General features: G+C 69.6%; 27 protein-coding genes. 18 read left to right on the forward strand and 9 right to left on the reverse strand.

The window, feature by feature from the left end:
- A partial coding sequence (locus tag DW309_RS04675) for a thiamine pyrophosphate-binding protein (protein ID WP_240753123.1) occupies positions 1–1,052 on the forward strand: 1,052 nt, incomplete at its 5' end.
- 33 nt (positions 1,053–1,085) lie between these two features.
- Positions 1,086–2,033 carry an agmatinase gene (gene speB, locus DW309_RS04680; protein WP_136028715.1) on the forward strand — a complete coding sequence of 316 codons (948 nt, stop codon included), beginning with the start codon at positions 1,086–1,088 and terminating at the stop codon, positions 2,031–2,033.
- Positions 2,034–2,042: 9 nt separating this feature from the next.
- On the opposite strand, the gene DW309_RS04685 is transcribed toward speB, so the two are convergent.
- The gene (locus DW309_RS04685) at positions 2,043–2,915 is read right to left on the reverse strand and encodes a serine protein kinase RIO (RefSeq protein ID WP_136044705.1); all 873 of its coding nucleotides are present in this window, start codon (positions 2,913–2,915) and stop codon (positions 2,043–2,045) included.
- A 251-nt stretch (positions 2,916–3,166) separates the two neighbouring features.
- On the opposite strand from DW309_RS04685, the gene DW309_RS04690 reads away from it, so the two are divergent.
- Entirely contained in the window at positions 3,167–4,363 is a 1,197-nt protein-coding gene (locus tag DW309_RS04690) for an MFS transporter (RefSeq protein WP_136044706.1), read from the forward strand.
- 183 nt (positions 4,364–4,546) lie between these two features.
- Here the strand turns inward: DW309_RS04690 and DW309_RS04695 are convergent, their stop codons facing one another.
- Complete coding sequence (locus DW309_RS04695) at positions 4,547–5,464, reverse strand: helix-turn-helix domain-containing protein (RefSeq protein ID WP_136028712.1); 918 nt, start codon at positions 5,462–5,464, stop codon at positions 4,547–4,549.
- A gap of 106 nt (positions 5,465–5,570) precedes the next feature.
- Between DW309_RS04695 and DW309_RS04700 the strand changes: the two genes are divergently transcribed.
- Positions 5,571–6,032 (forward strand): DUF3817 domain-containing protein, encoded by a 462-nt coding sequence (locus DW309_RS04700; RefSeq protein ID WP_136044707.1) that lies wholly within the window; start codon positions 5,571–5,573, stop codon positions 6,030–6,032.
- Between the two features lie 114 nt (positions 6,033–6,146).
- Entirely contained in the window at positions 6,147–6,527 is a 381-nt protein-coding gene (locus tag DW309_RS04705) for a YybH family protein (RefSeq protein ID WP_136044708.1), read from the forward strand.
- 95 nt (positions 6,528–6,622) lie between these two features.
- Here the strand turns inward: DW309_RS04705 and DW309_RS04710 are convergent, their stop codons facing one another.
- Both DW309_RS04710 and DW309_RS04715 read right to left on the reverse strand, forming a co-directional pair.
- Positions 6,623–7,135, reverse strand: a complete 513-nt coding sequence (locus tag DW309_RS04710) for an RNA polymerase sigma factor (RefSeq protein WP_168387175.1) — start codon at positions 7,133–7,135, stop codon at positions 6,623–6,625.
- A gap of 73 nt (positions 7,136–7,208) precedes the next feature.
- Positions 7,209–7,802, reverse strand: a complete 594-nt coding sequence (locus DW309_RS04715) for an HAD family hydrolase (RefSeq protein WP_136044709.1) — start codon at positions 7,800–7,802, stop codon at positions 7,209–7,211.
- Between the two features lie 179 nt (positions 7,803–7,981).
- Here DW309_RS04715 and dnaK point away from each other — a divergent pair, with 179 nt between their 5' ends.
- From dnaK to DW309_RS04740, 5 genes are all read left to right on the forward strand, one after another.
- Positions 7,982–9,847, forward strand: coding sequence for a molecular chaperone DnaK (dnaK, locus tag DW309_RS04720; RefSeq protein ID WP_136028707.1), 1,866 nt, complete (start codon positions 7,982–7,984; stop codon positions 9,845–9,847).
- Between the two features lie 2 nt (positions 9,848–9,849).
- On the forward strand, positions 9,850–10,506 hold the full coding sequence (locus DW309_RS04725) for a nucleotide exchange factor GrpE (protein WP_136028706.1): 657 nt from the start codon (positions 9,850–9,852) through the stop codon (positions 10,504–10,506).
- Between the two features lie 7 nt (positions 10,507–10,513).
- Positions 10,514–11,497 (forward strand): DnaJ C-terminal domain-containing protein, encoded by a 984-nt coding sequence (locus tag DW309_RS04730; RefSeq protein WP_136044710.1) that lies wholly within the window; start codon positions 10,514–10,516, stop codon positions 11,495–11,497.
- A 34-nt stretch (positions 11,498–11,531) separates the two neighbouring features.
- Entirely contained in the window at positions 11,532–11,945 is a 414-nt protein-coding gene (locus DW309_RS04735; protein ID WP_136028704.1) for a heat shock protein transcriptional repressor HspR, read from the forward strand.
- A gap of 111 nt (positions 11,946–12,056) precedes the next feature.
- Entirely contained in the window at positions 12,057–12,497 is a 441-nt protein-coding gene (locus DW309_RS04740) for a DoxX family protein (RefSeq protein WP_136035959.1), read from the forward strand.
- Positions 12,498–12,501: 4 nt separating this feature from the next.
- Here DW309_RS04740 and DW309_RS04745 read toward each other — a convergent pair whose 3' ends face one another.
- The 4 genes from DW309_RS04745 to DW309_RS04760 are packed head-to-tail and all read right to left on the reverse strand — an operon-like array spanning position 12,502 to position 16,354.
- Positions 12,502–12,930, reverse strand: a complete 429-nt coding sequence (locus DW309_RS04745; RefSeq protein ID WP_136028702.1) for an ATP-binding protein — start codon at positions 12,928–12,930, stop codon at positions 12,502–12,504.
- A complete protein-coding gene (locus tag DW309_RS04750) occupies positions 12,920–13,252 on the reverse strand; it encodes an STAS domain-containing protein (protein WP_025102664.1) in 333 nt (110 codons plus the stop codon). Before DW309_RS04750 ends, DW309_RS04745 begins: the two co-directional genes overlap by 11 nt.
- Positions 13,236–15,200 (reverse strand): glycosyltransferase family 2 protein, encoded by a 1,965-nt coding sequence (locus DW309_RS04755; RefSeq protein ID WP_136044711.1) that lies wholly within the window; start codon positions 15,198–15,200, stop codon positions 13,236–13,238. The genes DW309_RS04750 and DW309_RS04755 overlap by 17 nt, the downstream gene beginning before the upstream one ends.
- Positions 15,197–16,354 (reverse strand): PP2C family protein-serine/threonine phosphatase, encoded by a 1,158-nt coding sequence (locus DW309_RS04760; protein ID WP_136044712.1) that lies wholly within the window; start codon positions 16,352–16,354, stop codon positions 15,197–15,199. Before DW309_RS04760 ends, DW309_RS04755 begins: the two co-directional genes overlap by 4 nt.
- 293 nt (positions 16,355–16,647) lie before the next feature.
- Between DW309_RS04760 and DW309_RS04765 the strand changes: the two genes are divergently transcribed.
- The 4 genes from DW309_RS04765 to DW309_RS04780 all read left to right on the forward strand — a co-directional run bounded on the left by DW309_RS04765 (position 16,648) and on the right by DW309_RS04780 (position 20,330).
- On the forward strand, positions 16,648–17,568 hold the full coding sequence (locus DW309_RS04765; RefSeq protein WP_136028699.1) for a carbohydrate ABC transporter permease: 921 nt from the start codon (positions 16,648–16,650) through the stop codon (positions 17,566–17,568).
- On the forward strand, positions 17,568–18,521 hold the full coding sequence (locus DW309_RS04770; RefSeq protein ID WP_136028698.1) for a carbohydrate ABC transporter permease: 954 nt from the start codon (positions 17,568–17,570) through the stop codon (positions 18,519–18,521). The genes DW309_RS04765 and DW309_RS04770 overlap by 1 nt, the downstream gene beginning before the upstream one ends.
- A 29-nt stretch (positions 18,522–18,550) precedes the next feature.
- Positions 18,551–19,915 carry an extracellular solute-binding protein gene (locus tag DW309_RS04775; protein ID WP_136044713.1) on the forward strand — a complete coding sequence of 455 codons (1,365 nt, stop codon included), beginning with the start codon at positions 18,551–18,553 and terminating at the stop codon, positions 19,913–19,915.
- Between the two features lie 103 nt (positions 19,916–20,018).
- The gene (locus DW309_RS04780; protein WP_205812625.1) at positions 20,019–20,330 is read left to right on the forward strand and encodes a helix-turn-helix domain-containing protein; all 312 of its coding nucleotides are present in this window, start codon (positions 20,019–20,021) and stop codon (positions 20,328–20,330) included.
- 539 nt (positions 20,331–20,869) lie between these two features.
- Here the strand turns inward: DW309_RS04780 and DW309_RS04785 are convergent.
- Positions 20,870–21,388, reverse strand: a complete 519-nt coding sequence (locus tag DW309_RS04785; protein ID WP_136044714.1) for a hypothetical protein — start codon at positions 21,386–21,388, stop codon at positions 20,870–20,872.
- Positions 21,389–21,724: 336 nt separating this feature from the next.
- On the opposite strand from DW309_RS04785, the gene DW309_RS04790 reads away from it, so the two are divergent.
- The 4 genes from DW309_RS04790 (at position 21,725) to DW309_RS04805 (ending at position 26,172) form a co-directional block, all read left to right on the forward strand.
- Positions 21,725–22,876: a glycoside hydrolase family 183 protein gene (locus DW309_RS04790; RefSeq protein WP_136044715.1), complete on the forward strand. Its 1,152-nt coding sequence runs from the start codon at positions 21,725–21,727 to the stop codon at positions 22,874–22,876.
- A gap of 155 nt (positions 22,877–23,031) precedes the next feature.
- The gene (locus DW309_RS04795) at positions 23,032–24,354 is read left to right on the forward strand and encodes an ABC transporter substrate-binding protein (RefSeq protein ID WP_205812626.1); all 1,323 of its coding nucleotides are present in this window, start codon (positions 23,032–23,034) and stop codon (positions 24,352–24,354) included.
- A gap of 1 nt (position 24,355) precedes the next feature.
- Positions 24,356–25,273: a carbohydrate ABC transporter permease gene (locus DW309_RS04800; RefSeq protein ID WP_136044717.1), complete on the forward strand. Its 918-nt coding sequence runs from the start codon at positions 24,356–24,358 to the stop codon at positions 25,271–25,273.
- Entirely contained in the window at positions 25,270–26,172 is a 903-nt protein-coding gene (locus DW309_RS04805; protein WP_136028683.1) for a carbohydrate ABC transporter permease, read from the forward strand. The genes DW309_RS04800 and DW309_RS04805 overlap by 4 nt, the downstream gene beginning before the upstream one ends.
- Positions 26,173–26,266: the final 94 nt, after the last annotated feature.

The following is a 26,266-nucleotide window of genomic DNA, read 5'->3' on the forward strand; positions in this document are numbered from 1 at the left end:
AGCTTGTTGGCGTTGTCGCTCGACGTGAAGGTGACCCGGTCGCGCTCGCCGAGGCCGGCCGGCTGCTCTCTGCCGCCGAACGTCCGGTGATCGTCGCCGGCGGGGGAGCCGTGGACGCGGTGCATCAGGTGACCGCGATCGCCGAGCGCCTGGGCGCCCCGGTCCTCACCACCCTGAACGGCAAGGGCGTGCTCGACGAGGGCCACCCGCTGTCGCTCGGCTCGAACCTGCGCCTCGCCGCCGCGCGAGCCGTCGCCGAGGCCGCGGACGTGCTGCTCGTGGTCGGCTCGAAGCTCGGGGAGGCGGAGCTGTGGGCCCCGCGCCTCGAGGCCCGCGGAGCCGTGATCCGCATCGATATCTCCCCGGCGCAGCGCGACAAGAACCTCACCGCGACCGTCGGGATCACGGGCGACGCGGCCGCGGTGACCGATGCCCTGCTGCCGCTGCTGCCCGACACGGCCCCGACACCGCGCGACCTGTCGGCCGAGCGGGCCGCGATCGAGGACGAGTCCCGCGCCACGGCCCCCGAGACGGTGGCGCTCGCGGAGGTGATCGCCGCGGCACTGCCCGACGACGCGATCGTGGCGGGCGACTCGTCGCAGATCGTGTACATGGCGCTGGGCAGCGTGCTGCGACAGGAGCATCCGCACTCCCTGCTCTACACGCCCACCTATGCCACGCTCGGCTACGGGCTGCCGGCCGCGATCGGCGCCGCCGTGGCGCAGACCGAGCGCCCCGTGGTCACGGTGATCGGCGACGGCGCGCTCATGTTCTGCGTGAACGAGCTCGTCACCGCGGTCGAGCAGCGCCTCGACCTCACGGTCGTGTGCGTCGACAACGGCGGTTACGCCGAGATCCGCCAGAACGAGGTCGACCGCGGCATGGCCCCGATCGGCGTGGATCTGGTGCAGCCCGACTGGGCCGCGCTCGCCACCGCGTTCGGCGCGACCGGGCGTCGCGTCGAGAGACGCGACGACATCGCCCCGAGCATCCGCGCCGCCATCGCCGCGGGCGGCGTGCAGCTCGTGCACCTGCCGCAGCACGCCCTCTGAGCCCTCGACACCCCGAACGAACAGGAACGAGAAATGACCGACACCATCGGCCCCGTCGACGCCTCCGTGAACCCGCGGTACTCCGGCATCGCCACCTTCGCCCGCCTGCCCCGCATCGAAGATGTGCCGCGCGCCGACATCGCCGTGGTGGGCATCCCGTTCGACTCCGGTGTGAGCTACCGCCCCGGCACGCGGTTCGGTCCGTCGCACGTGCGGGAGTCGTCGCGTCTGCTGCGCCCGTACAACCCGGCGCAGGACGTGTCGCCCTTCCAGCTCGCGCAGGTCGTCGACGCGGGCGACATCCCCGTGAACCCCTTCGACCTCACCGAGGCCGTGACCGAGGTCGAGCGCGCGGCGACGGCGCTCGGCGAGCAGGTGCAGCGCATCGTGACGATCGGCGGCGACCACACCGTGGCCCTGCCGCTGCTGCGCGCCGTGGCCGCGAAGCACGGGCCGGTCGCGGTGCTGCACTTCGACGCGCACCTCGACACGTGGGACACCTACTTCGGCGCGCCCATCACGCACGGCACGCCCTTCCGCCGCGCGAGCGAGGAGGGGCTGATCGACCTCACCGCCAGCTGCCACGTGGGCACGCGCGGCCCCCTCTACTCCAAGCAGGACCTGGAGGACGACGAGCGCCTGGGGTTCTCGATCGTGTCGAGCGAGTACATCGAGGAGCACGGCGTCGAAGCCGCGATCGACCGGATCCTCACGCGCATCGGCGACAAGCCGCTGTACGTGTCGATCGACATCGACGTGCTCGACCCCGCGCACGCCCCCGGCACCGGGACCCCCGAGGCGGGGGGACTCACGAGCCGCGAGCTGCTGCGCATCCTCCGCGCGCTGCGCGACCGCGACATTGTGGGCGCCGACGTCGTGGAGGTGTCGCCCGCCTATGACCACGCGCAGATGACCGGGATCGCCGCGAGCCACGTGGTGTACGAGCTCGTGACGCTGCTGGCCGCCCGCCTGGCCTCCTGACGCGACGGGTCAGTACAGCGCCGCGAGCAGGTCGGCGAACAGATCCTCGGCGTCGCACTCCACGCGGCGCCGCGCGAACCAGTCGCACACGTTCACGCAGTCGCGGTGCAGCAGGTCGAGCCCCTGCGGGTTCGCGATCACGTCCACGATCTGCGGCAGGTCGATCACCCGCACCCGCCCCTGGTGCACGAGCAGGTTGTACGCGGACAGGTCGCCGTGCGCGAAACCTGCCGCGGCGAACACCCGCATGAGCTCGACCACCTGCGCGTAGTGCTCCTGCAGGGTGTCGCGGTCGGCGCGCACCTGCGCGAGCCGCGGGGCTGCGGTGCCGTCGTCATCGCCGAGGAACTCCATCAGCACCTCGGTCCCGCTCACCTGCACGGGGTAGGGCACCGGGGCGCCGAGCTGCCACAGGCGGCACAGCGCCTCGAACTCCGCGAACGACCACTGCGCCGCAGCCACCGCGCGCCCGTGCTCCGACTTGCGGGCCAGGGCCCTGGTGTCGCGGGTGTTCCGGGTGCTGCGGCCCTCCGTGTACACGGCGGAGCGGTGGAAGCTCCGGTTCTCCTCGCCGCGGTACCGCTTCGCCGCCAGCAGGGTGCGCTGCGCGGGGTCGTCGGGAACGGCGCGTTCGAGCAGGAACACGTCGGCCTCCTTGCCCGTCTTGAGGATGCCGAGCTCGGTGTCGAGCGCGCCCGCCGAGGTCACGACCCACGCGGGCCGCGGCTCGGGGCCGCGTTCGGTCGGGGTGGCGGACGGCCAGGTGGTCCAGCGCTGCCCGTCACCGGGTTCGACGTCGGCGAAGGACAGGGAGGTCTCGAGGGAATCGAAGGGGGAGGCGTCGAAGGACGCGGCTTCCGGGGAAGCGGAGGGATCGGTCACGGTGTGGCTCCGGGAAGGGAGGCCGCACGGCGATCAGGAGCGGGCGGCCTCGAGGGGAAGGTGGTCGGCGAAGGGCGCGACGACGACGGTGTTCATCTCATCGCCTCCTTCCGCTCGGGCTTCCCGGGCGACTCCCGGTGCGACGACGAGCCTACGGGGGTGCGCCGCGGCGTGTCCAGGGTCGGACGATCGGTCGGACGCGGCGGACGACCGGTCGGGCGCGGACGCACGGGCGCCGGAAGGGTGGAACCATGACCACGACTGCCCCCGTCCCCACCGCAGCGCCCACCCGGGCCGACCGCATCCGCTACGGCGGACTCATCGCGCTCATGATCATGGGCTTCCTGCTCGTGACCGCCGAGTTCCTCCCCAACGGTGTCCTCACCGAGATGGCCGAGGGCCTCGGGGTCACCCCGGGTCAGGCGGGGCAGACGGTCACGGTCACGGCGCTGGTGGGACTCGTCGTCGCGCCCACGATCGGGCTGATCTTCCCGCGCCTCGACCGCCGGTCGCTGCTGGTGTGGATGGCGCTCGCCGCGGCCGTGTCGAACCTCGTGGTCGCGATCGCGCCGAACCTGCTGCTCGTGCTCGCCGCCCGGTTCCTCCTGGGCGCGGCGATCAGCGCCTACTGGACCATGTCGATCACGGTCGCCGCACGGCTCGCGGGGCCGGAGCACCTGGGCCGCGGGGTCATGTTCACCTCGGCCGGGGTGTCGCTGGCCACGGTCGCCGGGGTGCCGATCGGCGTGATGCTCAGCGAGGTCGTCGACTGGCGGATGGTGTTCGCGCTCGCCGGCGTGCTGATGGTGGTGCTGGCGGTCGCACTGCGCTGGGCGCTGCCGTCGGTGCCGGCCGAGCGGGCGTCGAGCCTGCGGCGGCTCGTCGACACGGTTCGCCGCCCCGGTATCGGGCTGGGCATGGTCGGGCACGTCCTCGTGGTGCTCGGGCACTTCCTCGCCTACACGTACGTGCGGCTGGCGCTCGAGCGCATCCCCGACGTCGACGCCTCGACCATCGTGGTGCTGCTGGCGCTGTTCGGCGTCGGCGGTCTCCTCGGCAACATCTCGATCGGGCTGGTGATCGACCGGTCGTTCGCGTTCTTCGCCGTGTTCGCGCCGCTCGTGATCGCCGCCGCGGTCATCTCGATGATCCTCTTCTCCGGGTCGATCATCGGCGTCGGCGTGGTCGTGCTCGTCTGGGGCTTCGTCTTCTCGTCGTGGCTGATCGTGATCAACACGTGGGTCGGGCACCGCATGCCGGATCGCCTGGAGGCGGGCGGCAGCCTCGTGGTCGTCGGGTTCCAGGGTGCGATCACCCTCGCCGCGGGTCTGGGCGGGCTGCTCGTCGACACGCTGAGCGTGGAGCTCGCCTACGTGATCGGCGCGGTGTCGCTGCTCGCGGGTGCGGTGCTGTTCGGCCTGTCGAACCGGCTGAGCACGCGGGGCTGACGGGCCACAGGGCGGCGCCGCCTCCCGCGCGGTTCACAACTCCGCAGTTTCCCGGCGATGTGTCGCCTGCCCGTAGCCCGAGCAGTCGCATCGCCGCGGATCTGCGGAGTTGTGAATGGCCGGCCATCGAGATCGGGCTCGGACACGATCCCTCACCGGGAGGTCGGCGGCGGGGGTCGAGGCTCAGACCAGGGCGGGAGTGCGGGCGGCCGAGCGCCAGGACGACGGGGTCATACCCGTGCGGCGGCGGAACGCGCGGCTGAAGCCCTCGTCGGACGCGTAGCCGAGCTCGCGCGACACGTCCGACACGGAGCGCCCGGCGTCGAGCAGGCGCTTGGCCGCGTCGATGCGCACCTCCGTGACGTAGTCGGCGGGGGAGCGGCCGACCGCGACGCGGAACCGCTCGGCGAAGGTGGAGCGCGACATGGCGCCGATGGCCGCGAGGCGCTCGACCGTCCAGTCGCGTCCTGGCTCCTGGTGGATGGCGTCGACCACGCGGTCGAGGAACGGGTCGTTCGACAGCGAGGGCCAGCCCGCGGGTGCGCAGCCGTTGGCGGCCCAGGCGCGGATGACCGACATCAGCACGGTCTTCGCCATCATGCGGCAGATCACGGGGTCGCCCTGCCGGGCGGGGGAGGCCGCGGGGTCGACGAGGCCCATGTTCTCGGCGAGCGCGGCGGCCGCGGGCTCGAGCGCGTCGAATCCGGTGACGGTGAGGAACGGCGGCAGGAGGGCGGGCAGCGGTGAGGTCGCGTCGGCGAACTCGAGGTCGACCACCATGAGCGTGGTGTCACGGTCGGCCTCCAGCACGAACGCGGTGCGGCCGAGGGTGAGGAACGCGTCACCGGCGACCAGGTGGTCGCGGCGCTCGCGGGGCTCGAGGGTGAGGCGGCGGGAGTCGGGGTCGACGCCGAGGCGGCAGCCATCGCCGAGGGGCGGATGCCCCTGCACGCTGCCGGACGCGAGGTAGACGAGCGTCGTGGGCCCGGCCGGGATCGGGAGCAGCCCTCCGGCGGCGAGCGGGATGCGCCGCGCCACGCCGACCCGCAGCTCCACGGCGTCGAGCACGTGCGAGAGCGCGTCCGGGTCCACTGTCACCATGCCTTCGGAAACGCCCCTCCCTCGTCCGGTATTCCGGTGGGAGCCGCGATTCGGCGCCCGAGGACGGCGCGGATACTCTGGAGGGGTACCCCACCCGAGGAGTCCCGTGTTCCGCACCCCTGGCCGTCTGTACCGTGTCCTGGCGATCGCGGAGGCGATCACCTGGACGATCCTGATCGCCGCGATCATCGCCAGGGCGGTCGGCGCCCCCGGGGTCGTGGTCACGGTCGGCGGCGGCATCCACGGCTTCGTGTTCCTCGCCTATGCCGCCACCGCCGTGCTGGTGGCGCTCAACCAGCGCTGGCACCCGGGCGTTGGCGTACTGGCGGTGGCGAGCGCCGTGATCCCCTACGCCACCATCCCGATGGAGATCTGGCTGCACCGCTCCGGTCGGCTGCGCGGCGACTGGCGGCTCGACCCCACCGACGACCCCCGCGACCGCCGCTGGTATGACCGGCTGATGCGCTGGTTCCTCCGCCGCCCGTGGGTGCTCGCGGTGCTGCTGGTCGTGGGCATCGTCGCGCTCTACGTGATCCTGCTGCTGATCGGTCCTCCCGGCGGCAAGTGAGCCGGATCCGGGCCTCTCCGGATCCGATGTCACGTTTCCCGGCGGGGAGCGTCCTTCTCTGCGGAGCCACCCCGGTTCCCGGCGCCTCGGGCGTCGCACAGAGAGGAAACCATCATGACCGAACCCATCACCTCGCTCGACCGGCTGCACATCGCCTTCATGGAGCGGTTCAACGCCGGCGACATCGAGGGACTGCTCGCGCTCAACGCTCCCGGTGTGGTGCTCGTGCCCGCTCCGGGTCAGCCGGTGTCCGAGCCGGCGGAGGTGCGCGCGGGCCTGGAGCAGTTCGTCGGCCTCGGCGGTCCGATCACCATGACCGTCCGGAACGTGTTCGTGAACGGCACGGTCGGGCTCGTCGTGGCCGACTGGACGCTCGACGGCACCGCTCCCGACGGCTCTCCGGTGTCGCTCGCGGGCGCCACGGCCGATGTCGCGGTGTACGACGAGACCCACGGCTGGCGCATCGCGATCGACAACCCGTTCGGCACCGTCTGACCGGCTGCGTGCGGGGCGCCCGTGCGGCGCCCCGCACCGGCGATCCCCCTCCCGTCTCTCGGAGAGGGGAGGGTCGGCCGAGCGGGTCGCCCGAGTCAGGCGGAGAGCAGGTGCCGGGCACGCGTGAGGCGCTGGCGTACCGCAAGCACCGTGATGCCGAGGCGTTCCGCGATCTCGGCGGCGCTCAGCTCGTGCTCCACGCGCAGCAGCAGCGGTTCGCGCAGGCTGCGGGGGAGGCGGGCGATGGCCGCTCGCACCTCGCACAGCTGCTCCTTCGCGGCGACCTCGTCCTCCACGCGCTGCGGCGCTTCGATCGCGACCGTGTCGATGTCGTCGTGCAGCGGGGTGCGGTGGCAGCGGCGGGCGCTGTCGATCACCACGCTGCGGGCCACGGCGTCGAGCCACGCGCAGAGCGATCCCGGTGCGGCCGAACGCACGCCGGGGACCGACTGCCACGCGCGCGAGGCGATGTCCTGCGCCACGTCGTCGGCGTCGCCCACCGGGGCGCCCAGTGAGATGCTCCGACGCCGGAGTCGACCGGGGTCGGAGGCCAACAGGGCGGTGAGCCCGGCCCTGGCCTCGGCGGCGTCGACCGCGGGTGCGCGCATGGTTGTCCTTCCGGTCACTGGGGACAACGTGTCGCGTGCTCGCCGTAATCCCGCGGATGCTGACGGGGTGAGGCTACGCGCGGGACACGGGGAGGCCGGCATCGGTGAGCGCAGTGCGGACGGCGGCGACGCTGGTGAAGGCGTGCGTGCTCATGCCGAGGTCCTGCGCACCACGGAGCTTGCTCGGCGAGTCGTCGATGAAGAGGATCTCCTCCGGTGGGACGGAGAGGACCGCCGCCACGTGTCGGAACGCCCGGATGTCGGGCTTGGCGTGCCCGATCTCCGCGGAGTTGAACACCCGGTCGAAGTGCTTCCCGATGCCGCTGTCGCGGAGTTCTGCGGTGATGGTGTCGGTGCCGTTCGTGAGGATGGCGCAGGTCACGCCACGGGACCGCAGCCCGTCCACGAGTGCGAGCATGTCGAGGTCCGCGGCGAACGGCGTGCGACCCCACTCCCGTGCTGCGGGCGCGGAGCCGATCATCTCGCCGACCCGGGTGATCCACTCCTCCCGGGTGAGGCGACCCGTGGTCACCGCATCGATCAGCGGTGCGGCGAAGGCGGTGCGGGCGATCGTGCCGTCCGGGAGGGTGTACCGAGCCTCCAACCCGGGGTCGTGGTCGAAGTGGCGGATGACGCCGTCGAGGTCGAAGAGCACGGCACGGATCATCCGTCCATCCTGCACGGACACTCCGTCGACCCCGGCGATACAAAGTTGAGCCGAGCCATATCAAGTTTGTTTGACACGGTCGGGCGGCCGGAGTACACTTGAGCCATCGCGACTCAGGTTTCCCTGATCGCCGCAGGTTTTCCGAACCACAACAGACTTCCCAACAAAGGAGAGAACACATGGCACGTGCTGTCGGTATCGACCTCGGAACCACCAACTCCGTCGTCAGCGTCCTCGAGGGCGGCGAGCCCAAGGTCATCGCCAATGCCGAAGGCTTCCGCACGACCCCCTCGGTCGTGGCCTTCACCAAGGACGGGGAGGTGCTCGTCGGCGAGACCGCGAAGCGCCAGGCCGTCACCAACGTCGACCGGACCATCGCCTCGGTCAAGCGCCACATGGGCACCGACTGGACCTTCGAGGTCGACGGCAAGAAGTGGACGCCGCAGGAGATCTCCGCGCGCATCCTCCAGAAGCTCAAGCGCGACGCCGAGTCGTACCTGGGCGACACCGTGACCGACGCGGTCATCACCGTCCCCGCGTACTTCAACGACGCCGAGCGCCAGGCCACCAAGGAGGCCGGTGAGATCGCGGGCCTCAACGTGCTCCGCATCATCAACGAGCCGACCGCGGCGGCCCTCGCCTACGGCCTCGACAAGGGTAAGGAAGACGAGCTCATCCTCGTCTTCGACCTCGGTGGCGGAACGTTCGACGTCTCCCTCCTCGAGGTGGGCAAGGACGACGACTTCTCCACGATCCAGGTGCGCGCCACCGCCGGTGACAACCGCCTCGGTGGAGACGACTGGGACCAGCGCCTCGTCGACTACCTGATCAAGCAGTTCAAGGAGACCACGGGCGTCGACGTCTCGGGCGACAAGATCGCGCTGCAGCGCCTCAAGGAGGCCGCGGAGCAGGCCAAGAAGGAGCTCTCCAGCTCCACCTCGACCAGCATCAACCTGCCGTACCTGTCGCTGACCGAGTCCGGCCCGGTGTCGCTGAGCGAGACCATCACCCGCGCGAAGTTCGAGGACCTCACGAAGGACCTGCTCGACCGCACCAAGAAGCCGTTCGAGGACGTGATCCGCGAGGCCGGCATCAAGGTGTCCGACATCGACCACATCGTGCTCGTGGGTGGATCGACCCGCATGCCCGCCGTCGCCGAGCTCGTCAAGCGCGAGACCGGCAAGGAGGCCAACAAGGGCGTGAACCCCGACGAGGTCGTCGCCGTCGGTGCCGCACTGCAGGCCGGTGTGCTGAAGGGCGAGCGCAAGGACGTCCTGCTCATCGACGTGACCCCGCTCTCCCTCGGCATCGAGACCAAGGGCGGCATGATGACCAAGCTCATCGAGCGCAACACGGCCATCCCGACCAAGCGCAGCGAGACCTTCACCACGGCCGACGACAACCAGCCGTCCGTCGCGATCCAGGTCTTCCAGGGCGAGCGCGACTTCACGCGCGATAACAAGCCGCTCGGCACGTTCGAGCTGACCGGCATCGCCCCGGCGCCCCGCGGCATCCCGCAGATCGAGGTCACGTTCGACATCGACGCCAACGGCATCGTGCACGTGTCCGCGAAGGACAAGGGCACCGGCACCGAGAAGTCGATCGTCATCTCCGGCGGCTCGTCGCTGTCGAAGGAAGACATCGAGCGCATGGTGCGCGAGGCCGAGGAGCACGCCGCCGAGGACAAGGCACGCCGTGAGGCCGCCGAGACCCGCAACCAGGCCGAGACCCTGGCGTACTCCATCGAGAAGCTGATCTCCGAGAACGAGGACAAGCTCCCCGACGACGTCAAGACCGAGGTCAAGGGCGATGTCGATGCCCTCAAGACGGCCCTGGCCGGCGACGACGACGAGGCCGTGAAGACCGCGTTCGAGAAGCTCAACCAGTCGCAGTCCAAGCTCGGCGAGGCGATCTACGCCTCCTCGCAGGCGGATGCCGCCGCCGGCGCTTCGGCTGACGGCGAGGCCCCGGCCGGTGACGCCCCCTCCTCCGAGGAAGACGTCATCGACGCCGAGGTCGTCGACGACGAGGACGAGAAGAAGTAACCATGACCGACAAGAACTTCGACGAGAACCAGAATCCTGAGTCCGCCGAAGGTCGCAGCGAGGGGTCGGACGCTCAGGCGTCCGGCCCCGCGCCGCAGAACCCGGACTCCCGCGAGGCGCAGGCCGCCGAAGGGTCGGACGAGACGCCGGTCGACGGCGCCCCCGACGACCTGACGGTGGACGACATCCTGGGCGCGACGCAGACCGGCGAGGCCGCGGCGGAAGACGCCGTGCTCGCCGACCTCGAGTCGACGCTGCTGAACGACCTCAAGCGCCTGCAGGCCGAGTACGCCAACTACCGCCGCCGCACCGAGGAGCAGCGCCAGATCGAGATCGAGCGCGCCAAGGGCGAGGCCGCCAAGGGCCTCATCCCGGTGCTCGACGACCTGGGCCGCGCCGAACAGCACGGCGACCTGGTGGAGGGCACCCCCTTCGCCGTGATCGCCGACAAGGTGCGCGCAGTGGTGGAGCGTCTCGGAGTCGTGGCCTACGGCGACAAGGGCGAGGAATTCGACCCGCAGCGCCACGAGGCCATCTTCCAGCAGCCGACCCCCGGCGTCGAGAAGGCCACGGTGCTCGAGGTCGTCGAGGTGGGGTACCGCCTGGGCGACGTCGAGCTGCGTCCCGCGAAGGTCGTCGTCGCCGTGCCTGCGGAGTAGGTGATCGATGGCCAGCCAGGATTGGTTCGACAAGGACTTCTACAAGACCCTCGGGGTCTCGAAGGACGTCAGCGACGCTGACCTCAAGAAGACGTACCGCAAGCTCGCGCGCAAGTATCACCCCGACTCCAATCAGGGCGATGCGAAGGCCGAGGCCAAGTTCAAGGAGATCAGCGAGGCCTACTCGGTGCTCTCCGACCCCGAGCAGCGCAAGGAGTACGACGAGATCCGCGCCATGGGCTCGGGCGCCCGCTTCACGGCCAGCGGCTCCGGGGCGGGCGGGTTCGAAGACGTCTTCAGCCGGTTCGGACAGCAGGGGCGAGGCCAGAGCGCCGACTTCGAGGACATCTTCGCGATGTTCAACCAGGGGCAGGGCAGCGGCTTCGGCGGCGGCCGGTTCGGTCAGCCGAGCGGCGGGTTCCGCGGCTTCGGCGGACCGCAGCGCGGCGCCGACGTGACCGCCCGCACCACGCTCGACTTCACCACCGCCGTGCAGGGTGAGACCATCACGCTGCAGGGTGAGGACGGCAAGCCGTTCAAGGTGAAGATCCCCGCGGGCGTCGCCGACGGGCAGAAGATCCGGCTGCGCGGCCGGGGTCGTCCGTCGCCGGACGGCGGAGAGAGCGGTGACATCGTGGTGCAGATCACGGTGCGACCGCACCCCGTGTTCACGCGCGACGGCCTCAACCTCCGCGTGGTCGTGCCGGTCACGTTCACCGAGGCCACGCTCGGTGCCACCATCGAGGTGCCGACGCTCGGCGGTGACGTGGTCAAGCTGCGCGTCGCCCCTGGCACTCCGTCCGGGCGCGTGCTGCGCGTCAAGGGCCGCGGTGTCGCGACCTCCAAGGGCACGGGCGACCTGCTCGCCGAGCTCCAGGTCGCGGTGCCGACGCACCTCGACGACGCCGCGCGCGAGGCGCTGGAGAAGTTCCAGCAGCTGGAGCCGCAGGAGAACCCGCGGGCGGAGTTGATGGCGAAGGCCCGCCGATGAGTGCGAACGCCGAGGGACGGGGGTGGAGTGCGTGATGGACGCCGACACCCCCGTCTTCGCGATCGCCGCGGCCGCCGAGCTGTCGGGCCTGCACCCGCAGACCCTCCGCCAGTACGACCGCATCGGGCTCGTGGTGCCCGGCCGCACGCCGGGCGGCTCCCGGCGGTATTCGTCGCGGAACATCGAGCAGCTGCGGGAGGTGGCGCAGCTCTCCTCCGAGGGGATGAGCCTGCCCGCGATCGCCAAGCTCCTCGACCTGGAGGACGAGAACCGGATGCTGCGCGGGCGCGTCGTCGCGCTCGAGGCCGCGCTGCGCGCCGAGCGGGAGAACCGCCCGGGCGTGCGGGTGTTCGCGGCCGGCTCGTCCGGCGTGGTCCCGATGCCCGGTGGACGACGGCTGCGTCGCTCGACCGAGCTGGTGCTGTGGCACCCGCGCGGCTCGGCGTGACCTGCGCCCGACACGTTCAGGGGATGGAAAGCCGCTCTTCCTAGCGTGGAGGCAGGGAACCCCCTGGTCCGCGCCGCGCGCGGGTGTCCTGCCACGACGGAAGAACTCCTCATGACGAACACCACTGCCCACCGCCCCGCCCCCTCGCTGGGACTCCTGATCCTCCGGGTCGTCACCGGTGCGATCTTCGCCGCCCATGGCGCCCAGAAGATCTTCGAGTACACGATCCCCGGAACTATCGGCAGCTTCGCCGGCATGGGTGTGCCGTTCGCGGAGATCGCCGCGCCCGTGGTCGCCTTCGTCGAGCTGATCGGCGGCATCCTGCTGATGCTCGGACTGTTCACCCGCCCGGTCGGCGTGGTGCTCGCGATCGACATGCTGGTCGCGCTCGTGCTCGTGCACCTGCCCGCCGGTCTCTGGGTGGGCGAGGGCGGCTACGAGTTCGTGGCCGTGCTGGGCGCGGCCGCTCTGGCCCTCGCGCTCACCGGTGCCGGGCGCTTCTCGATCGACGGGGCCGTGCTGCGGGGCCGAGCTCCCGCCTGGCTCGCCTGACCGCTCAGCCCTCGCCCCGGTCGACGCCGACCCGCCGCACCAGCACCCACGTGTTTCCGGCGTCGCCCGGCACGTGCCGGAACTCGTCGAGCGCGGCCTGCGACAGCGCCAGGCCGCGCCCGCTCTCGCTGTCCTCGCCCGGCATGGACACGGTGTCCCAGTCGATCGGGGCGGGCGGCGCGGTGTCGCGGATGTAGGCGCGCAGCTCGTCCGCCGAGACACGCACGTCGACGCTGAACACCACGTCGGTGCGCTCGTTGTGCTGCGCGATGTTGGTGGTCACTTCGCTGACGGCCAGCGCGAACAGCACCTGGTCCTCGGCGGGGATCTCCGGGCCGTCGGCCCAGAGCCGGTCGAGCGCGTCGAGCGCGCTGTCGACCAGGGCGAGCCCGGCGGGCCCGTCGACGTGGAACGCCCGGACCTCAGCGGCCATCGAACGCCGATTCCGGCGTCGGGTAGTCGCGCAGCACGCGATCCAGGTTGGTCAGGTGGAGCACCGTGCGCACGGCCTCCGGCACGGCCGCGATCCGCAGGTCGCCCCCGGCCACGCGGGCGCTCTTGAGCCCGCCGACGAGGGCGCCGAGGCCCGAGGAGTCGACGAACTCGGTGCCGCTGAGGTCGATCGCGATGCGCGGCTGCCCCGCGGCGACGAGGTCGCTCACGGCGTTGCGCAGCAGGGGTGCGCCGGACGCGGTGAGGCGCCCTGTGATGGCGACGACGGCGTAGCCGTCCCTGGTGTCAGTGCTGACGTTCATTCGACTCCTTCTCGAGGATGGCCGCGGCGGGACCGCGGTACCGGGCGGCCTGGATGATCACGCTGAGCACGACGAGGTCGTACAGCACCCAGGCGGTGTTGACGAGGGTGCCCGTGCCGTCGGCCGTGCCGAGGAACACCCGCACCACCCCGATCACGAGCGCGACGGCGAGCACGATCATGGCGGTGAGCTGCGGCCAGATCTCGCCCCACGGCACGCCGCGCGGGTCGCGGCCGTCCTTGCGGGTGACGGCGAACGACAGCGGCCGGCCGAGCACGACGTTCGCGAAGGCCGTCCAGCAGGCACGGATCCACACCGGGAACAGGGCGAGCGAATACTGCTGACCGCGCCAGGTCTTCACGCCCTTCGCGACCACGAGGAACAGCGCCTGGTTGATGAGGAAGTACGGCAGGAATCGCGCGAAGAAGTCCACCGACCACGCGGTCACCGGGAGCACTCCGAACACCAGGTAGATCACGGGCGCGGCGAGGTAGACGATCGCCGCGAAGCCCGACAGGTAGCTCCACATCGTGGCGAAGTACATCAGCCGCTGCCCGACCGAGAGGCCGCGCTTGGCGAGCGGGTTGTCGCGCAGCATCACCTGCAACGTGCCCTGTGCCCACCGCAGGCGCTGCGTGAGCATGGTGCGCAGGTCTTCCGGGGCGAGCCCGTGGGCCAGGATCTCGTGGTGGTAGACGCTGCGCCAGCCGAGGGCGTGCAGCTGCATCGCGGTCGCCATGTCTTCCGTGACCGAGATCGTGGCGAGCGGGAGGATCGGCTGCGCCTCGTCACCGCGGTCGAGCCGCAGCGTGTCGAGCAGTCCGCGCACGGCCTCCACCGCGGTGATGGGCGACAGGTCCGACGCCGCCAGGGCGTCGAGCCCGGCCTCGTCGACCACGACGAGCCCGAGCTCGGCATCGTGCTGCATCGGCAGCGCGCCGATCTCGGCCAGGTCGGCGCGGATGCCGTCCAGGTCGTGCGCGACCAGGATGCGGGAGGCGTTGTCGACGGCGTCACCCACGCGTGCCGCCACCTCGGCGACCGACTCCCCGGCGGCGAGGTCTTTCCGGCCGCGCGAGATCGCGATGCGCAGCGCCCCGAGCTCGGTCGCCAGGGCGGGGTCGGTCGCGGCCTCCGCCTCCTTCGCCATCAGGGTCTCGGAGGTCTTGAGCGCCTTCGCGGCCGACTCCGTCACCTCGCGCACGTAGCCGACGATGCCGAGCTGCATGAGCGCCTCACGTCGCAGCACAGCGTTGGAGCCGCAGAAGAACGCGGCGTTCCAGCCGTCCTTGCCCTGCTGGATGGGGCCGTAGAACAGCGGTGCCTGACTGCCGAGCGGGTCGGCCTCGTCGACGTTCACGAACCACTGCGGCGTCTGCACGAGCGCGACCTCGGGGTCGTCGGCGAAGTAGCCGAGCGTGCGGTGCAGGATCAGCGGGTCGGGCACCTGGTCGGCGTCGAGGATGAGCAGGAACTCGCCGTCGGTCTGGAACAGGGCGCTGTTGAGGTTGCCGGCCTTGGCGTGCCGGGGCTTTCCCGTCCAGTCCTCCGAGCGGGTGAGGTAGGCGACACCGGCGGCGCGGGCCTCGGCTTCGAGCTCGGGGCGCGCCCCGTCGTCGAGGATCCACGTCGTGTGCGGGTAGGCGATGCGCTTCGCCGCCCGCGCGGTGGTCATGACGAGCTCGATCGGCTCGTCGTACGTGGTGATGAACACGTCGACCGTGCCCTGCGGCGGCGACACCGGGGCCGGGCGCTCCTTGGCGCGCCACATCGTCAGGCAGAACAGGAACGTGTCGATGAGGCTGTAGGTCTCGGCGATCACGAGCGGCACGGCGATCCACCACGCCGACCAGTTCACCGACTCCAGCCAGCGCCAGGCGACGTAGTTGACGCCGAGCAGCACCGACAGCAGCGCGAGGATGCGGATGGTCGCGAACCGGGCGGTCACGAGTCCCTCCGCACCACCACGACGGTGATGTCGTCGGTGGCGCGCTCGTCCGAGTTCGCCAGCCGCAGCGCCTCCTGCACCGCGCCGTCGGGGCCGAGTGCGGCGAGCACGCGGTCGACGTGTGCGAAGGGGTCGTCCTCGTCGAGCACGTCGAGCAGGCCGTCGCTGCAGCAGATGAAGGTGTCGCCCGCCTCCAGCGTCGTCGTGATCGGCTCCCGCGGGTCGGCGACGCCCATGCCCATGCCCAGCGGCAGGTTGGTGGAGCGCAGCGGGGTCCAGGAGCGGTCGGCGCGGATCACGAACGCGAGACTGTGGCCCGCATCGATCACCTGCAGGTCACCGGTCGAGGGCTGCAGCTCGGCGACCACCGCGGTGACGAACATCGAGGTGTCGGCGAGGTCGTCCTCCAGGAGCCGGTCGACGTCGGCGACGGCCGTGGTGAGCGGACGCTCCGGGGCCGTGCGCAGCGACGCGCGCACCGTGGCCGCCACGAGCGCGGGACCGGTGCCCTTGCCCATCGCGTCGGCCAGGGTCACGCGCAGGGCGTCGCCGTGCCGCGAGAAGTCGAAGTAGTCGCCGGCGAGCATGCCGCGCGGGGCCGCGCCGGCCGCGATCGTGTAGCCCTCGACCTCGGGGAGCACGCGGGGCCGCAACGCCTGCTGCACGACCGCGGCGTGGTCGATGTCGGCGTCCTGCGCGAGCTCGGTCTGCACCCAGAACGCGAGGTCGCGGAGCAGGTCCTGCTGCGAGTCGGTGAGCACGTGCGGCTCGGTGTCGAGCACGCACAGGGTGCCGATGGGCTCTCCGCCCGGGGCGTGCAGCGGGTGCCCGGCGTAGAACCGCAGGTGCGGGTCGCCCGTGACGAACGGGTTCTCGGCGAACAGGTCGGTGGCGCTCGCGTCTTCCACCACCACCGTCCGGTCCTGCGACACGGTGTAGTCGCAGAACGAGTCCTCGCGCGGGGCCTCGTTCCCCCCGAGGCCGATCTGCGCCTTGCGCCATTGCCGGTCCCGGTCGATCAGCGAGACGCTGACCATCGGTACCCCGAACATCTCTTTCGCCAGTCGCGCCACCCGGTCCACTCGCTCGTCCGGTGGTGTGTCAAGGATCCCCAGTTCCTCGAGCGCTGCCTGGCGCCGTCGCTCGTCGAACATCGCCCGCCCCTCCTACGGTCACTTCCGGTCATCCTAGGCGGAATATCGGCGGCGTGGTGCGGCCGTCGAAGGCGCGTCCAGGTGAACCACAGGAAACGGTTCTGCGCAAGCCCCGTGGCGAAACGCTTCGCCGGTCGTACTGTCCGATTCAAGGCTCGGACCGCCGACTGCGTCTCCCCCCATCACGCAGCACGGGCGGCCCCGATCCGGCATCGCGCGTGCCCGGCAGCCGGGCACCACGGTCTCTCCGGCGTGCCCTCGCACGCGGATCATCGCAGGGAAGGAGCGGGTGGATGGCACGGACGCCACGCACACGCGATCGCTACAACCGCCGCGAGGCCCTCGCGGGGTACCTGTTCATCTCGCCCTGGATCATCGGGTTCCTGGTGTTCACGGCCGGTGCGATGATCTACAGCCTCTACATCTCGTTCAGCAGCTACAACCTGGCCACGAACACCGCCCGCCCGATCGGCATCGACAACTACGCCAACCTGTTCGACGACCCGCGGGTGGGGGTCTCGCTCGCGAACACCCTCTTCTACGTGGTGATGGCCGTGCCGCTGGAGATCGTGTTCGCGCTGGTGCTGGCGATGCTGCTCAACCGCGTCGGCCGGGGCGCCGGGTTCTTCCGGGTGCTGTACTACCTGCCGAAGATGACCCCGGCGGTCGCGACGGCGGCGGTGTTCTTCCTGCTGCTCAACGGCAACTCCGGCGCGGTGAACCAGTTCCTCCGGCTGTTCGGCATCGAGGGGCCGCAGTGGCTCGTCGACCCGGCGTGGGTGAAGCCGAGCATCGTGATGATGACGCTGTGGACGGTCGCTGGGACGATGGTGATCTTCCTCGCGGCGCTGAAGAACGTGCCCGTCGAGCTGTACGAGGTGGCGTCGCTCGACGGCGCGGGGCCCGTCCGCAAGTTCTTCTCGATCACCCTGCCGATGATCTCCGGGGCGATGTTCTTCAACGTGATCGTGCTATCGATCGCCGCGTTCCAGATCTTCGACCAGGCGTACCTGCTGTTCTGGCGCGACCAGAGCAACTCCTCGCCGGAGGCGTCGCTGTTCTACGCCATCTACCTGTTCCAGCAGGCGTTCCGGCAGTTCAACTTCGGATTCGCGGCGGCGATGGCGTGGCTGCTGTTCGTGATCATCATGCTGATCACCCTGATCCAGGTGAAGGTCGGCAACCGCTTCGTCTACTACGAGGGAGACCGCTGATGTCGCAGACACTGCGCCCGGAACCCGTCGAGGTCGAGCGGGAGAAGAGCCCCGGCACGTTCACCACCACGGTCCCCACGCGCGGGCGCTGGCGCCGCCGGCTCCACCAGCCGAAGAGCCTCGCCGGCCGGATCGTGCTGAACGTGATCCTCGTGCTGTTCGGTCTGCTGTTCCTCTACCCGTTCGTGTGGCTGATCGCGGCGAGCCTCAAGCCGCGCGGCGAGGTGTTCGACAACGCCCTCATCCCGAAGACGTTCGTGCCGGAGAACTACGTCGAGGTGTGGAACCAGCTGCCGCTGCTGAGCTGGATGGGCAACAGCATCGCCATCGCCCTGCTGGCCGCGGGGACCGTGGCGATCTCCAGCTCGATCGTGGCGTTCGGCTTCGCGTACTTCCGCTTCCCCGGCCGCGGCCTGCTGTTCGGCCTCGTGCTCGCGACCATGATGCTGCCCGGCGCGGTGACCATGATCCCGATCTACCTGATCTGGAAGGAGACCGGGCTACTGGGCACGTGGGTGCCGCTGTGGGGCATGAACCTGTTCGGGTCGGCGTTCTACATCTTCCTGCAACGGCAGTTCTTCCTCGGGCTGCCGCGGGAGCTGTTCGAGGCGGCGCGGCTCGACGGGGCGAGCGCGTGGGGGCTGTTCTGGCGGATCGCGATGCCGCTGTCGATCCCGTCGTTCGTGATCGTGTTCCTGTTCGAGTTCCAGGCCAGCTGGAACAACCTGCAGGCCGCCCTCATCTACCTCAACGCCGGGTCGGTCGACCAGTTCACCGCCCCGCTCGGCATCGCCTACGCCATGACCAAGTACAGCCCCACAGCGGGAGGCCACGGCGACTACCAGTACGTCATGGTCGCGTCGCTGCTGGTGACGCTGCCCATGCTCATCCTCTTCGCCTTCGGGCAGCGCTCCTTCATCGAGGGCGTCGCCACCCAGGGGCGCAAGGGCTGACAACGCACCACCGATCGAAAGGAGCAGTCATGCGCACACGCACGTGGGGAATCACCGCGGTCACCGCCGCATCCGTCCTCGTCCTCGCCGGCTGCGGCGGGGGAGGAGGGGGAGACCAGGCCGCCGACGCCGACTTCGGTGCGGAGCCGAGCGGCACGCTGAAGGCGTGGGGGTTCGAGAACGCCGACGACGTCGGCACCTCGCGCATGGACTATGCGGCAGAGCAGCTGAGCGACGTGAAGGTCGACCTCGACGCGACGGCCTTCGACGCGCAGAAGTTCACCACCCGCATCGCGAGCGGTGACGTGCCCGACGTGGTGCAGATGGACCGCCGCTACGTCACGACCTACGCCGCGCAAGACCTCATCATGCCGCTCGACGAGTGCTTCGCCGCGCAGGACGTGACGCCGCGCGACCACTGGTACCCGTTCGTGGTCGACGACGTGACCTACGAGGATGCGGTGTGGGCCGTGCCGCAGTTCTACCAGCCGCCGGCGATCCTGCTGAACAAGGCCGTGCTCGACGAGGCCGGGGTGACCGCGGAGGAGATCGACACCTCGCAGCCCGACGTGCTGCTCGGCGCGATCGCCAAGATGTACCAGGAGTCGGGCGGCGTGCCGTCGCGGCTCGGCTTCGACCCGGTCGCCACCGGACAGGCGGGGCTGTGGATCCTCGGCATGGGCGGTCAGCTCAACGACGCCGACGGTGCCCCCACCCTGGACGACCCAAGCAACGTCGCGGGCATCGAGATGCTCAAGCAGATCACCGACGCGCAGGGCGGCTTCGCGGCGGTGAAGAGCTTCACCGACTCGTTCGACGCGTTCGGCGACCAGAACCAGTTCGTGGCGCAGCAGGTCGGCTCGCAGGTGAACGCCCAGTGGTACCCCAACGTGCTCAGCCCCTACGCCGACCAGATCCAGTTGGAGGCGGTGCCGTTCCTCAACAGCGACGGGGAGCCGTTCTCGGTCGCGTCCGGCACGGCGTTCGTGATCCCCGTCGGGGCGAAGAACCCCGCGGCAGCGTGCGCGTGGATGGTGAACCTCACCTCGGACGACGCGTGGATGGCGGCGGGCGACGCGCGGGCGATGACCATCGAGGAGGAGGGTGGCATCAACACCGGGCTGTTCACCGGCTCGCCCTCGGCCGACCAGGCCATCCGCGAGAAGTTCGTGACCGAGAGCGGCAACGCGGGCTTCGACCAGGTGATCTCCACGTACTACGACGTCGTGGACTACGGGAAGTCGTTCGGCTCCTCGCCCGCGGGGCAGGAGATCCAGAACGAGCTGAACAACGCCATCACCGCGGCGCTGCTCGGCGACAAGTCTCCCGAGGACGCGTTGAAGGATGCGCAGGACGCCGCGATGCGCGCCTACGAGAACGCCACGGCGGGCTGAACCCCGGAGGGGCGTGGGTGGGGGCGGCTTCGCCCCCTCCCACGGTTGTGTCGAGTGTGTCAAAATGGTCAGATAGAGTTGCGAACTGACCAGGGAGGCCGTCGTGAGCACCTTGATGAAGATCGAGAAGAAGCCAGCAGGGGCGAAGTGGCGCGAAGAACTCCTCACGAAGATCACAGCAGAGCTCGACGCGGGCAGAATCGTCACGATCGACGTGCAGACGCCGGTCATGACCCCGCAGCAGGTCGCCCGCGAACTGGGGCTCTCCCGCACGACCGTGCTGCGCAGGATCGAATCGGGAGAGCTCCGAGCGTCGAAGCGCGGTAACCGCAATGTCATCACGGTCGCAGACTTCGAAAGGTTCCGGGCCGCCTACCTCGGCGATCTCGGCACCGCGCTCGCCGACGACTTCTGAGCGCCGTGGTGGGAGCAAAGAGCCTCGTCTACCTGGACGCCAACGTCCTCACTCCTTCGGTGACTCGGGGTCTGCTGATCATCGGCGCCGTGACATCGGACTTCCGCGTGTGCTGGTCTGCGCTCGGAGAGGCTGAGGCAGAGCGGCACCAGCACGAGCGAGCGGCGAAGATCTCTGATCTTCGAAAGCGCTTCGGCTGGGACGTGCTCGTGATCGGCCACTGCCAAGTGGCCCGCGATAACCAGCGAAGCTTGCCTACCGCAAGTGTCGCTGAGGCGCCCGTCGCAGCTGGAATGGTCACTCGAAGCCCAAGACTCGTGCCCTCGCATTCTCAACCTGAAGGGAATAGTCCGCTTGCACGATGGCGACCAGGAGTGGCTCCAATTGAGATTCAAGATCCCACAGCACGGTAGCGCTGGCATCATCGAGGCCGGGTAGGCCTCTCTCATGGGTCGACGCCAACCAATCGTAAAGAACCAGTGCTTCGCTCGAGCTCAGGTAGAGCTTCAGTTCCCCTTCCGGCATTGCGTACCCTTCACTCAACGGGGAGCCCTGCCGGGTCCCAGCGCCAACGGTGTCGTACGGACGACGCGGGCGGCGGAGTCCCACCGTGGGGACATGCTGCGCACCTCCTGATCCGTATGCGAGCCGAAGTCGGGAATCTCTCCGAGCGCCGCCACGTCGAGCGAGTGGAAGACAGCGCTCCTCCCACGGACCCGAAGATCTGCCCCCGGAGTCAATGCGAGATGAAGTTCCAGTCCCGCGTCGAGTGACCGGGCCGAAGAGCCCACCACTTTCCGCGACGTCCTGTGACGGTCGGTGACACCGGACCACTCCAGCAGACCCACGCCTCTCAGAACGAGAAGCCCCGTGTTCGTTTCGTCGAGCTGTAGAGCGGTCCGCAGATCGCACAGGATGCCCAGAGTGGCGGTGATGGCGTCGAAGTGCACGGCATTCACCTGGGCTTCGACAAACGCATCCTCTTCGGAAATGAAGGGGTCTTCGTCCTTCGTGTCTTCTGGAACGTCGGCGAAAAGCAGCTCACTGAGCGTGATCACGGGGAAGCGATCGGTGCGACGGAGTGTGAGTGCGGTGTCAGATGCTTGGAGAAGGGCGCGACCGCCTGCCCGTGTCTGGTCATCGAATGCGTAGCCCTTCGGGTGAGGACGCCGCCACGTCGTCGTCGGCGGCCAGGTTCGGACTGAGGCAGAGCTCGGATCCAGGATCGGCGAACCTGGACGGGGAGATTATGTCATGCCCCCGCGGCGGCTGGTGGAGCCGCGACGCCGCTGACCGTGCGTGACGCGGCCGACCCCCACGCAGAGGGCCTGGTGTACTGAAATCGATTTCGGTATCGTCGGCCTCCATACCCCTGTCGCTCGCCGAGGAGCCGCATGTCCCGCACCCGTGCCCGTCGCTCGACCACCCTGCTCGCCGCCGCCGCACTGGCTTCGAGCCTCGCCGCGTGCGCCGGGGGAGGGGCGCCCGTGGAGCTCGATCCCGATCCCGACAAGCCGTTCGTGCTGACCGGAATCTCCGGGCTCACCGAGGTCGCGCAGCTGACCGGACCGGCGGGCATCAACGACACCGAGGCGGTCGGTGTCGCCGGCACCGACCTCGGCTCGATGACCACCGTGGGCGACCGCACCTGGTTCTTCTTCGGCGACACGTTCGGCGAGCGCGCACCGGGCACGACCGGCGGTCAGGGCGGGCAGTGGCGCTCCAACGTGGCCGCCTGGACGACCGACGACGACCCGACCGACGGCATCTTCTTCGACGGCTGGGTGGCCGACGGGATCGGGCTCGCGGCCCCGCTGATCGAGGGTGACCACGACCCCAACGACGGCTCCGGCGAGGTCACCAAGATCCCCACTGCGGGCTTCGCGATCGGCGACACGATCTACGTCTCCTACATGTCAGTGAGCTACTGGGGTGACCCCGGCGCGTGGGATGCGAACCGCTCCGCCCTCGTCGTCTCGCGGGATGACGGGCAGACCTGGGCTCCCGTCGAGGGCATCGAGTGGCCAGGTGACTCCGGTTTCGTGCAGTTCGCGACAGCGCCCGTCACGGCCGACGGCGAGGACTGGATCTACCTGTGGGCGATCCCCTCCGGGCGGTTCGGGGAGGTGCGGCTGATGCGGGTGCCGGCCACCGAGGAGGCTGTGGAGGACCAGGGCTCCTACTCGTACTTCGCGGGCCTCGACGACGACGAACCGGTGTGGTCGGACGATCTGGACGACGCGCAGGTCGTGGTCGAGGGCACGATCGGCGAGCTGTCGGTGATGTGGTCGACGTACCTGGAGCGCTGGATCATGACCTACTCCGACGCCGGCAACGCCTACATCCGCGAGGGCATCACCCCGTGGGGCCCCTGGGGCGAGCCGATCGAGCTCGTGCCCGGCGACGACTACCCGGGGCTCTACGGCCCCTACCTCGACCCGCGGTACGTCTCGGACGACGGTCGGCGCATCTACTTCACGCTCTCGCTCTGGGATCCGTACAACGTGTTCTGGTTCGCCGCTGACCTCGACCGCGCCGACGGATGAGCAGCCCGCCGCCGACTATTGCGCATGAAATCGATTTCGCCTAACCTGGCGCATACCCGATCAGAGTGGATCGACGCGAGCTGGTCGGCACCCCCACCCGGCGGCAGCCGGGACACAGCATGACTCGAAGACGAGTGACGTCCTGAGGAGGACCAATGCGCAAGACACGCAGTCGCATGTGGAAGGTCGCAGCATCCGTGGTGGTGGCGGGCATCGCCCTCAGCGGATGCTCCGGGGGCGGCGGCGGGGGCGGAGGCGCCGGAGCCGAAGGGGAGCCCGACAGCGGCGAGCTCAACTTCGTCTACATGGGAGACGCCGACCAGCAGAAGGCGTTCAACGCGCTGTTCGCCGAGTTCAACAAGCAGTACCCCGACATCAAGCTCAAGGCCGTCGGCATCCCCAGCGGCAACTGGGCCACGTTCTCCACCACGGTCGCGACGCGTCTCGCCGGCGGGCAGAAGATCGACATCATCCAGGTCGCCACCGAGGGGCAGCGGCTGTTCGCCTCGAAGGGCATCCTCGCCGACCTCGCGCCCTACATCGAGCAGGACCAAGACGTCGTCGACGACTACTGGGACGACATCAGCCCCAACCTGCAGAAGTTCAACGAGGAGTTCGCGGCGGGCCCCGACGGCGAGACCGTGTTCATCCCCGGCGGGTTCAACACCATGGCCATGTACCTCAACAAAGACGTGTTCGAGAAGGCCGGAGTCGCCATCCCCGAAGACGGCAACTGGACGTGGGACGAGTTCGTCGCGGCCGGGAAGCAGATCAAGGAGAAGACCGGCGCCTACCTCGTCGGCGCGGGCTCCGGCTACTTCGTCGACGTGATGCCGTGGCTCACCACCAACGGCGGCAGCACGTTCAACGCCGACTGGAGCGAGCCCACCTACAACTCCCCGGAGGCGGTCGAGTCGGCCGAGTTCGCCCGCAGCCTCGTCGAGATGGGCCTGGCACCGAAGCCCGGCGGCCAGTTCGACGGCAACACCGCGTTCAAGCAGGGCAAGCTCGCGATCCTCAGCGGCGGACGCTGGCCCGTGCTCGGTGTGCGCGAGCTCGACATGGTCGACAAGACCGTGGTCGTGAACTGGCCCACCAAGACCGGCAACGGCTCGCCGGTCGGCTGGGACGCCTGGAACATCGCCAAGAACAGCGACAACAAGCAGGCCGCGTGGACCTTCATCAAGTTCCTCATGTCGGAGGAGGCCGGCAGCTACTTCGCCGAGATCGGCGGCACCATCGTGCCGGCCCGGGAGTCGGTCGCGAACTCGCCCGCCTTCACCGACAACGCCCCCGAGGGCACCATCCGGCTGAGCGAGGCGATGGACTTCGCCACCCCGATCCCCTCGATCGACCAGGGCGCCGAGGCGCAGAAGGTCATCGAGGAGGCGTGGGGCACGATCATCGCCGGTCAGGGCGAGGCGCAGAAGACCCTCGACGCGGCGCAGGCGGAGCTGGAGCAGCTGGTCGGTGAGTAGCATGGCCGCCGCCCCCACGGTGCGGCGCCCGGGAGCAGAGCTCCTGCGGCGTCGCACCGCGACCGCGGGCTGGATGTTCGTCAGTCCCGCGCTGCTGCTGTTCCTCGTCTTCGTCGCCGGGCCGTTCGTGTTCGCGATCGCCCTGGCGTTCCTGAAGTGGGACATGCTGACCACCCCGGAGTTCGTCGGCGCCGACAACTTCGTGCGCCTGTTCTCCGACCCGATCCTGCCGCAGGTGCTGCTGAACACGTTCGTGTTCGCGTTCGCCTCGATCGTCACCCACCTGGTGTTCGGGCTGCTGCTCGCCCTCGCGGTCAACCGGGTCGCGAGCCGCGTGCTCGGCTACTTCGCCCGCGTCGCGATCTTCTTCCCGTTCCTGATCTCCTGGGCCGCGGTCGCCCTGCTGTGGAAGTACGTGCTCGACCCGACGTTCGGCTACGTGGCGCAGTACGCGGCGACGTTCGGCATCGAGCTGCCCAACTTCTTCGCCGACCCCGCCTGGGCCATGCCCGCGATCATCTTCATCGACCTGTGGCACACGGTCGGCTTCACGTTCATCATCATGCTCGCCGGGCTCCAGACCGTGCCCACCGAACTCGTCGAGGCCGCCCGCACCGACGGCGCGACCTCGTGGCAGATCTTCTGGAACGTGACGCTGCCGCTCATGTCGCCCACCATGTTCTTCGCCACGATCATCACGTTCATCGGTGCGTTCCAGATCTTCGACCCGATCCAGATCATCACCAAGGGCGGACCGCAGAACTCCACCACGACGATCATCATGTACCTCTACGAGAAGGGCTTCCAGGCCTTCGACATGGGGTACGCCGCCGCGGTCGCCCTGCTCGTGTTCGTCATCATCATGGGCGTCACCGTGCTGCAGTTCCTCGGCCGTCGGAAGTGGGTGCACGAATCATGACCGTCCTTCCCCCCACCGTGGAGCCGCGGACCGACGTGCTCACCCGCGTCGAACGACAGCGCCGCCGCCGTCGTCACCGCCCCACCGTCGGCGGCGTGATCGTCGACGTGGTGCTCGTGGTGTTCGGCATCCTGATGCTGTCGCCGCTGTTCTGGCTGATCGTGCAGAGCTTCACCGAGCCGGAGTTCGCGTTCGCCGACCCACCGCGCTGGCTGCCGATCCCGTTCACCACGCAGAACTTCGCCGACGTGTTCGAGTACATGCCGTTCTTCCAGCAGTTCGGCAACTCGCTCGCGCTGGCGCTCATCTCCACCGTCGGAGCGCTGTTCTTCTCGGTGCTCGCCGCCTACGCGTTCGCCCGCATCGACTTCCGCGGCAGCCGCGTGCTGCTGGTCGTGATGCTGTCGGCGCTCATGGTGCCGGGACAGCTCGTCATCATCCCGATCTTCATCATGATGCGGCAGCTCGGACTCGTCGACACCCTCGCGTCGCTGTGGCTGCCCGCGCTGATCAACGTGTTCCAGATCTTCTTCCTGTCGCAGTACTTCAAGACGATCCCGCGCGAACTCGACGAGGCCGCGCGGCTCGACGGTGCCGGACACCTGTGGATCCTGTTCCGGATGCTCATCCCGCTCTCGGCCCCCGCGGTCGCGGCCCTCGCGATCCTGGGGTTCGAGGCCTCGTGGAACGGGTACTTCGGGCCGCTCATCTTCCTGTCCAGCCCGGAGAACATGACCCTGCCCCTCGGGCTCGTCACGCTGCAGAACGGCTTCGGCGCCGCACCCGCGGTGATCGTGTTCGCCGCCATCACCATGGTCGTGGTGCCGCTGCTCGTGGTGTTCCTGGCGTTCCAGCGGCAGATCGTGGAGAGCGTCGCATCGACGGGGCTGAAGGGATGAGTGCCGTGGACGCGACGGCGGCCGCGCGTGCCGCCGGTTCCGGTCCCGCTGCGGTCGACCCGGTGCTGCTGCGCCTTCCGGCCGCGGCGTGGCG

It is taken from the genome of Microbacterium sp. K41, from assembly GCF_004794395.1.
Lineage (GTDB): Bacteria > Actinomycetota > Actinomycetes > Actinomycetales > Microbacteriaceae > Microbacterium > Microbacterium sufflavum.

Excerpts from the sequence above, each read along its gene's own strand:
- DW309_RS04695 (WP_136028712.1), bottom strand. The coding sequence starts at position 5,464 with ATGGTGACAGTGGACCCGGACGCGCTCTCGCACGTGCTCGACGCCGTG.
- DW309_RS04730 (WP_136044710.1), top strand. The coding sequence starts at position 10,514 with ATGGCCAGCCAGGATTGGTTCGACAAGGACTTCTACAAGACCCTCGGG.
- DW309_RS04690 (WP_136044706.1), top strand. The coding sequence starts at position 3,167 with ATGACCACGACTGCCCCCGTCCCCACCGCAGCGCCCACCCGGGCCGAC.
- DW309_RS04795 (WP_205812626.1), top strand. The coding sequence starts at position 23,032 with ATGCGCAAGACACGCAGTCGCATGTGGAAGGTCGCAGCATCCGTGGTG.
- DW309_RS04740 (WP_136035959.1), top strand. The coding sequence starts at position 12,057 with ATGACGAACACCACTGCCCACCGCCCCGCCCCCTCGCTGGGACTCCTG.
- DW309_RS04705 (WP_136044708.1), top strand. The coding sequence starts at position 6,147 with ATGACCGAACCCATCACCTCGCTCGACCGGCTGCACATCGCCTTCATG.
- DW309_RS04760 (WP_136044712.1), bottom strand. The coding sequence starts at position 16,354 with ATGTTCGACGAGCGACGGCGCCAGGCAGCGCTCGAGGAACTGGGGATC.
- DW309_RS04725 (WP_136028706.1), top strand. The coding sequence starts at position 9,850 with ATGACCGACAAGAACTTCGACGAGAACCAGAATCCTGAGTCCGCCGAA.
- DW309_RS04800 (WP_136044717.1), top strand. The coding sequence starts at position 24,356 with ATGGCCGCCGCCCCCACGGTGCGGCGCCCGGGAGCAGAGCTCCTGCGG.
- speB (WP_136028715.1), top strand. The coding sequence starts at position 1,086 with ATGACCGACACCATCGGCCCCGTCGACGCCTCCGTGAACCCGCGGTAC.
- DW309_RS04745 (WP_136028702.1), bottom strand. The coding sequence starts at position 12,930 with ATGGCCGCTGAGGTCCGGGCGTTCCACGTCGACGGGCCCGCCGGGCTC.
- DW309_RS04750 (WP_025102664.1), bottom strand. The coding sequence starts at position 13,252 with ATGAACGTCAGCACTGACACCAGGGACGGCTACGCCGTCGTCGCCATC.
- DW309_RS04770 (WP_136028698.1), top strand. The coding sequence starts at position 17,568 with ATGTCGCAGACACTGCGCCCGGAACCCGTCGAGGTCGAGCGGGAGAAG.
- DW309_RS04735 (WP_136028704.1), top strand. The coding sequence starts at position 11,532 with ATGGACGCCGACACCCCCGTCTTCGCGATCGCCGCGGCCGCCGAGCTG.
- DW309_RS04710 (WP_168387175.1), bottom strand. The coding sequence starts at position 7,135 with ATGCGCGCACCCGCGGTCGACGCCGCCGAGGCCAGGGCCGGGCTCACC.
- dnaK (WP_136028707.1), top strand. The coding sequence starts at position 7,982 with ATGGCACGTGCTGTCGGTATCGACCTCGGAACCACCAACTCCGTCGTC.
- DW309_RS04775 (WP_136044713.1), top strand. The coding sequence starts at position 18,551 with ATGCGCACACGCACGTGGGGAATCACCGCGGTCACCGCCGCATCCGTC.
- DW309_RS04805 (WP_136028683.1), top strand. The coding sequence starts at position 25,270 with ATGACCGTCCTTCCCCCCACCGTGGAGCCGCGGACCGACGTGCTCACC.
- DW309_RS04765 (WP_136028699.1), top strand. The coding sequence starts at position 16,648 with ATGGCACGGACGCCACGCACACGCGATCGCTACAACCGCCGCGAGGCC.
- DW309_RS04790 (WP_136044715.1), top strand. The coding sequence starts at position 21,725 with ATGTCCCGCACCCGTGCCCGTCGCTCGACCACCCTGCTCGCCGCCGCC.
- DW309_RS04715 (WP_136044709.1), bottom strand. The coding sequence starts at position 7,802 with ATGATCCGTGCCGTGCTCTTCGACCTCGACGGCGTCATCCGCCACTTC.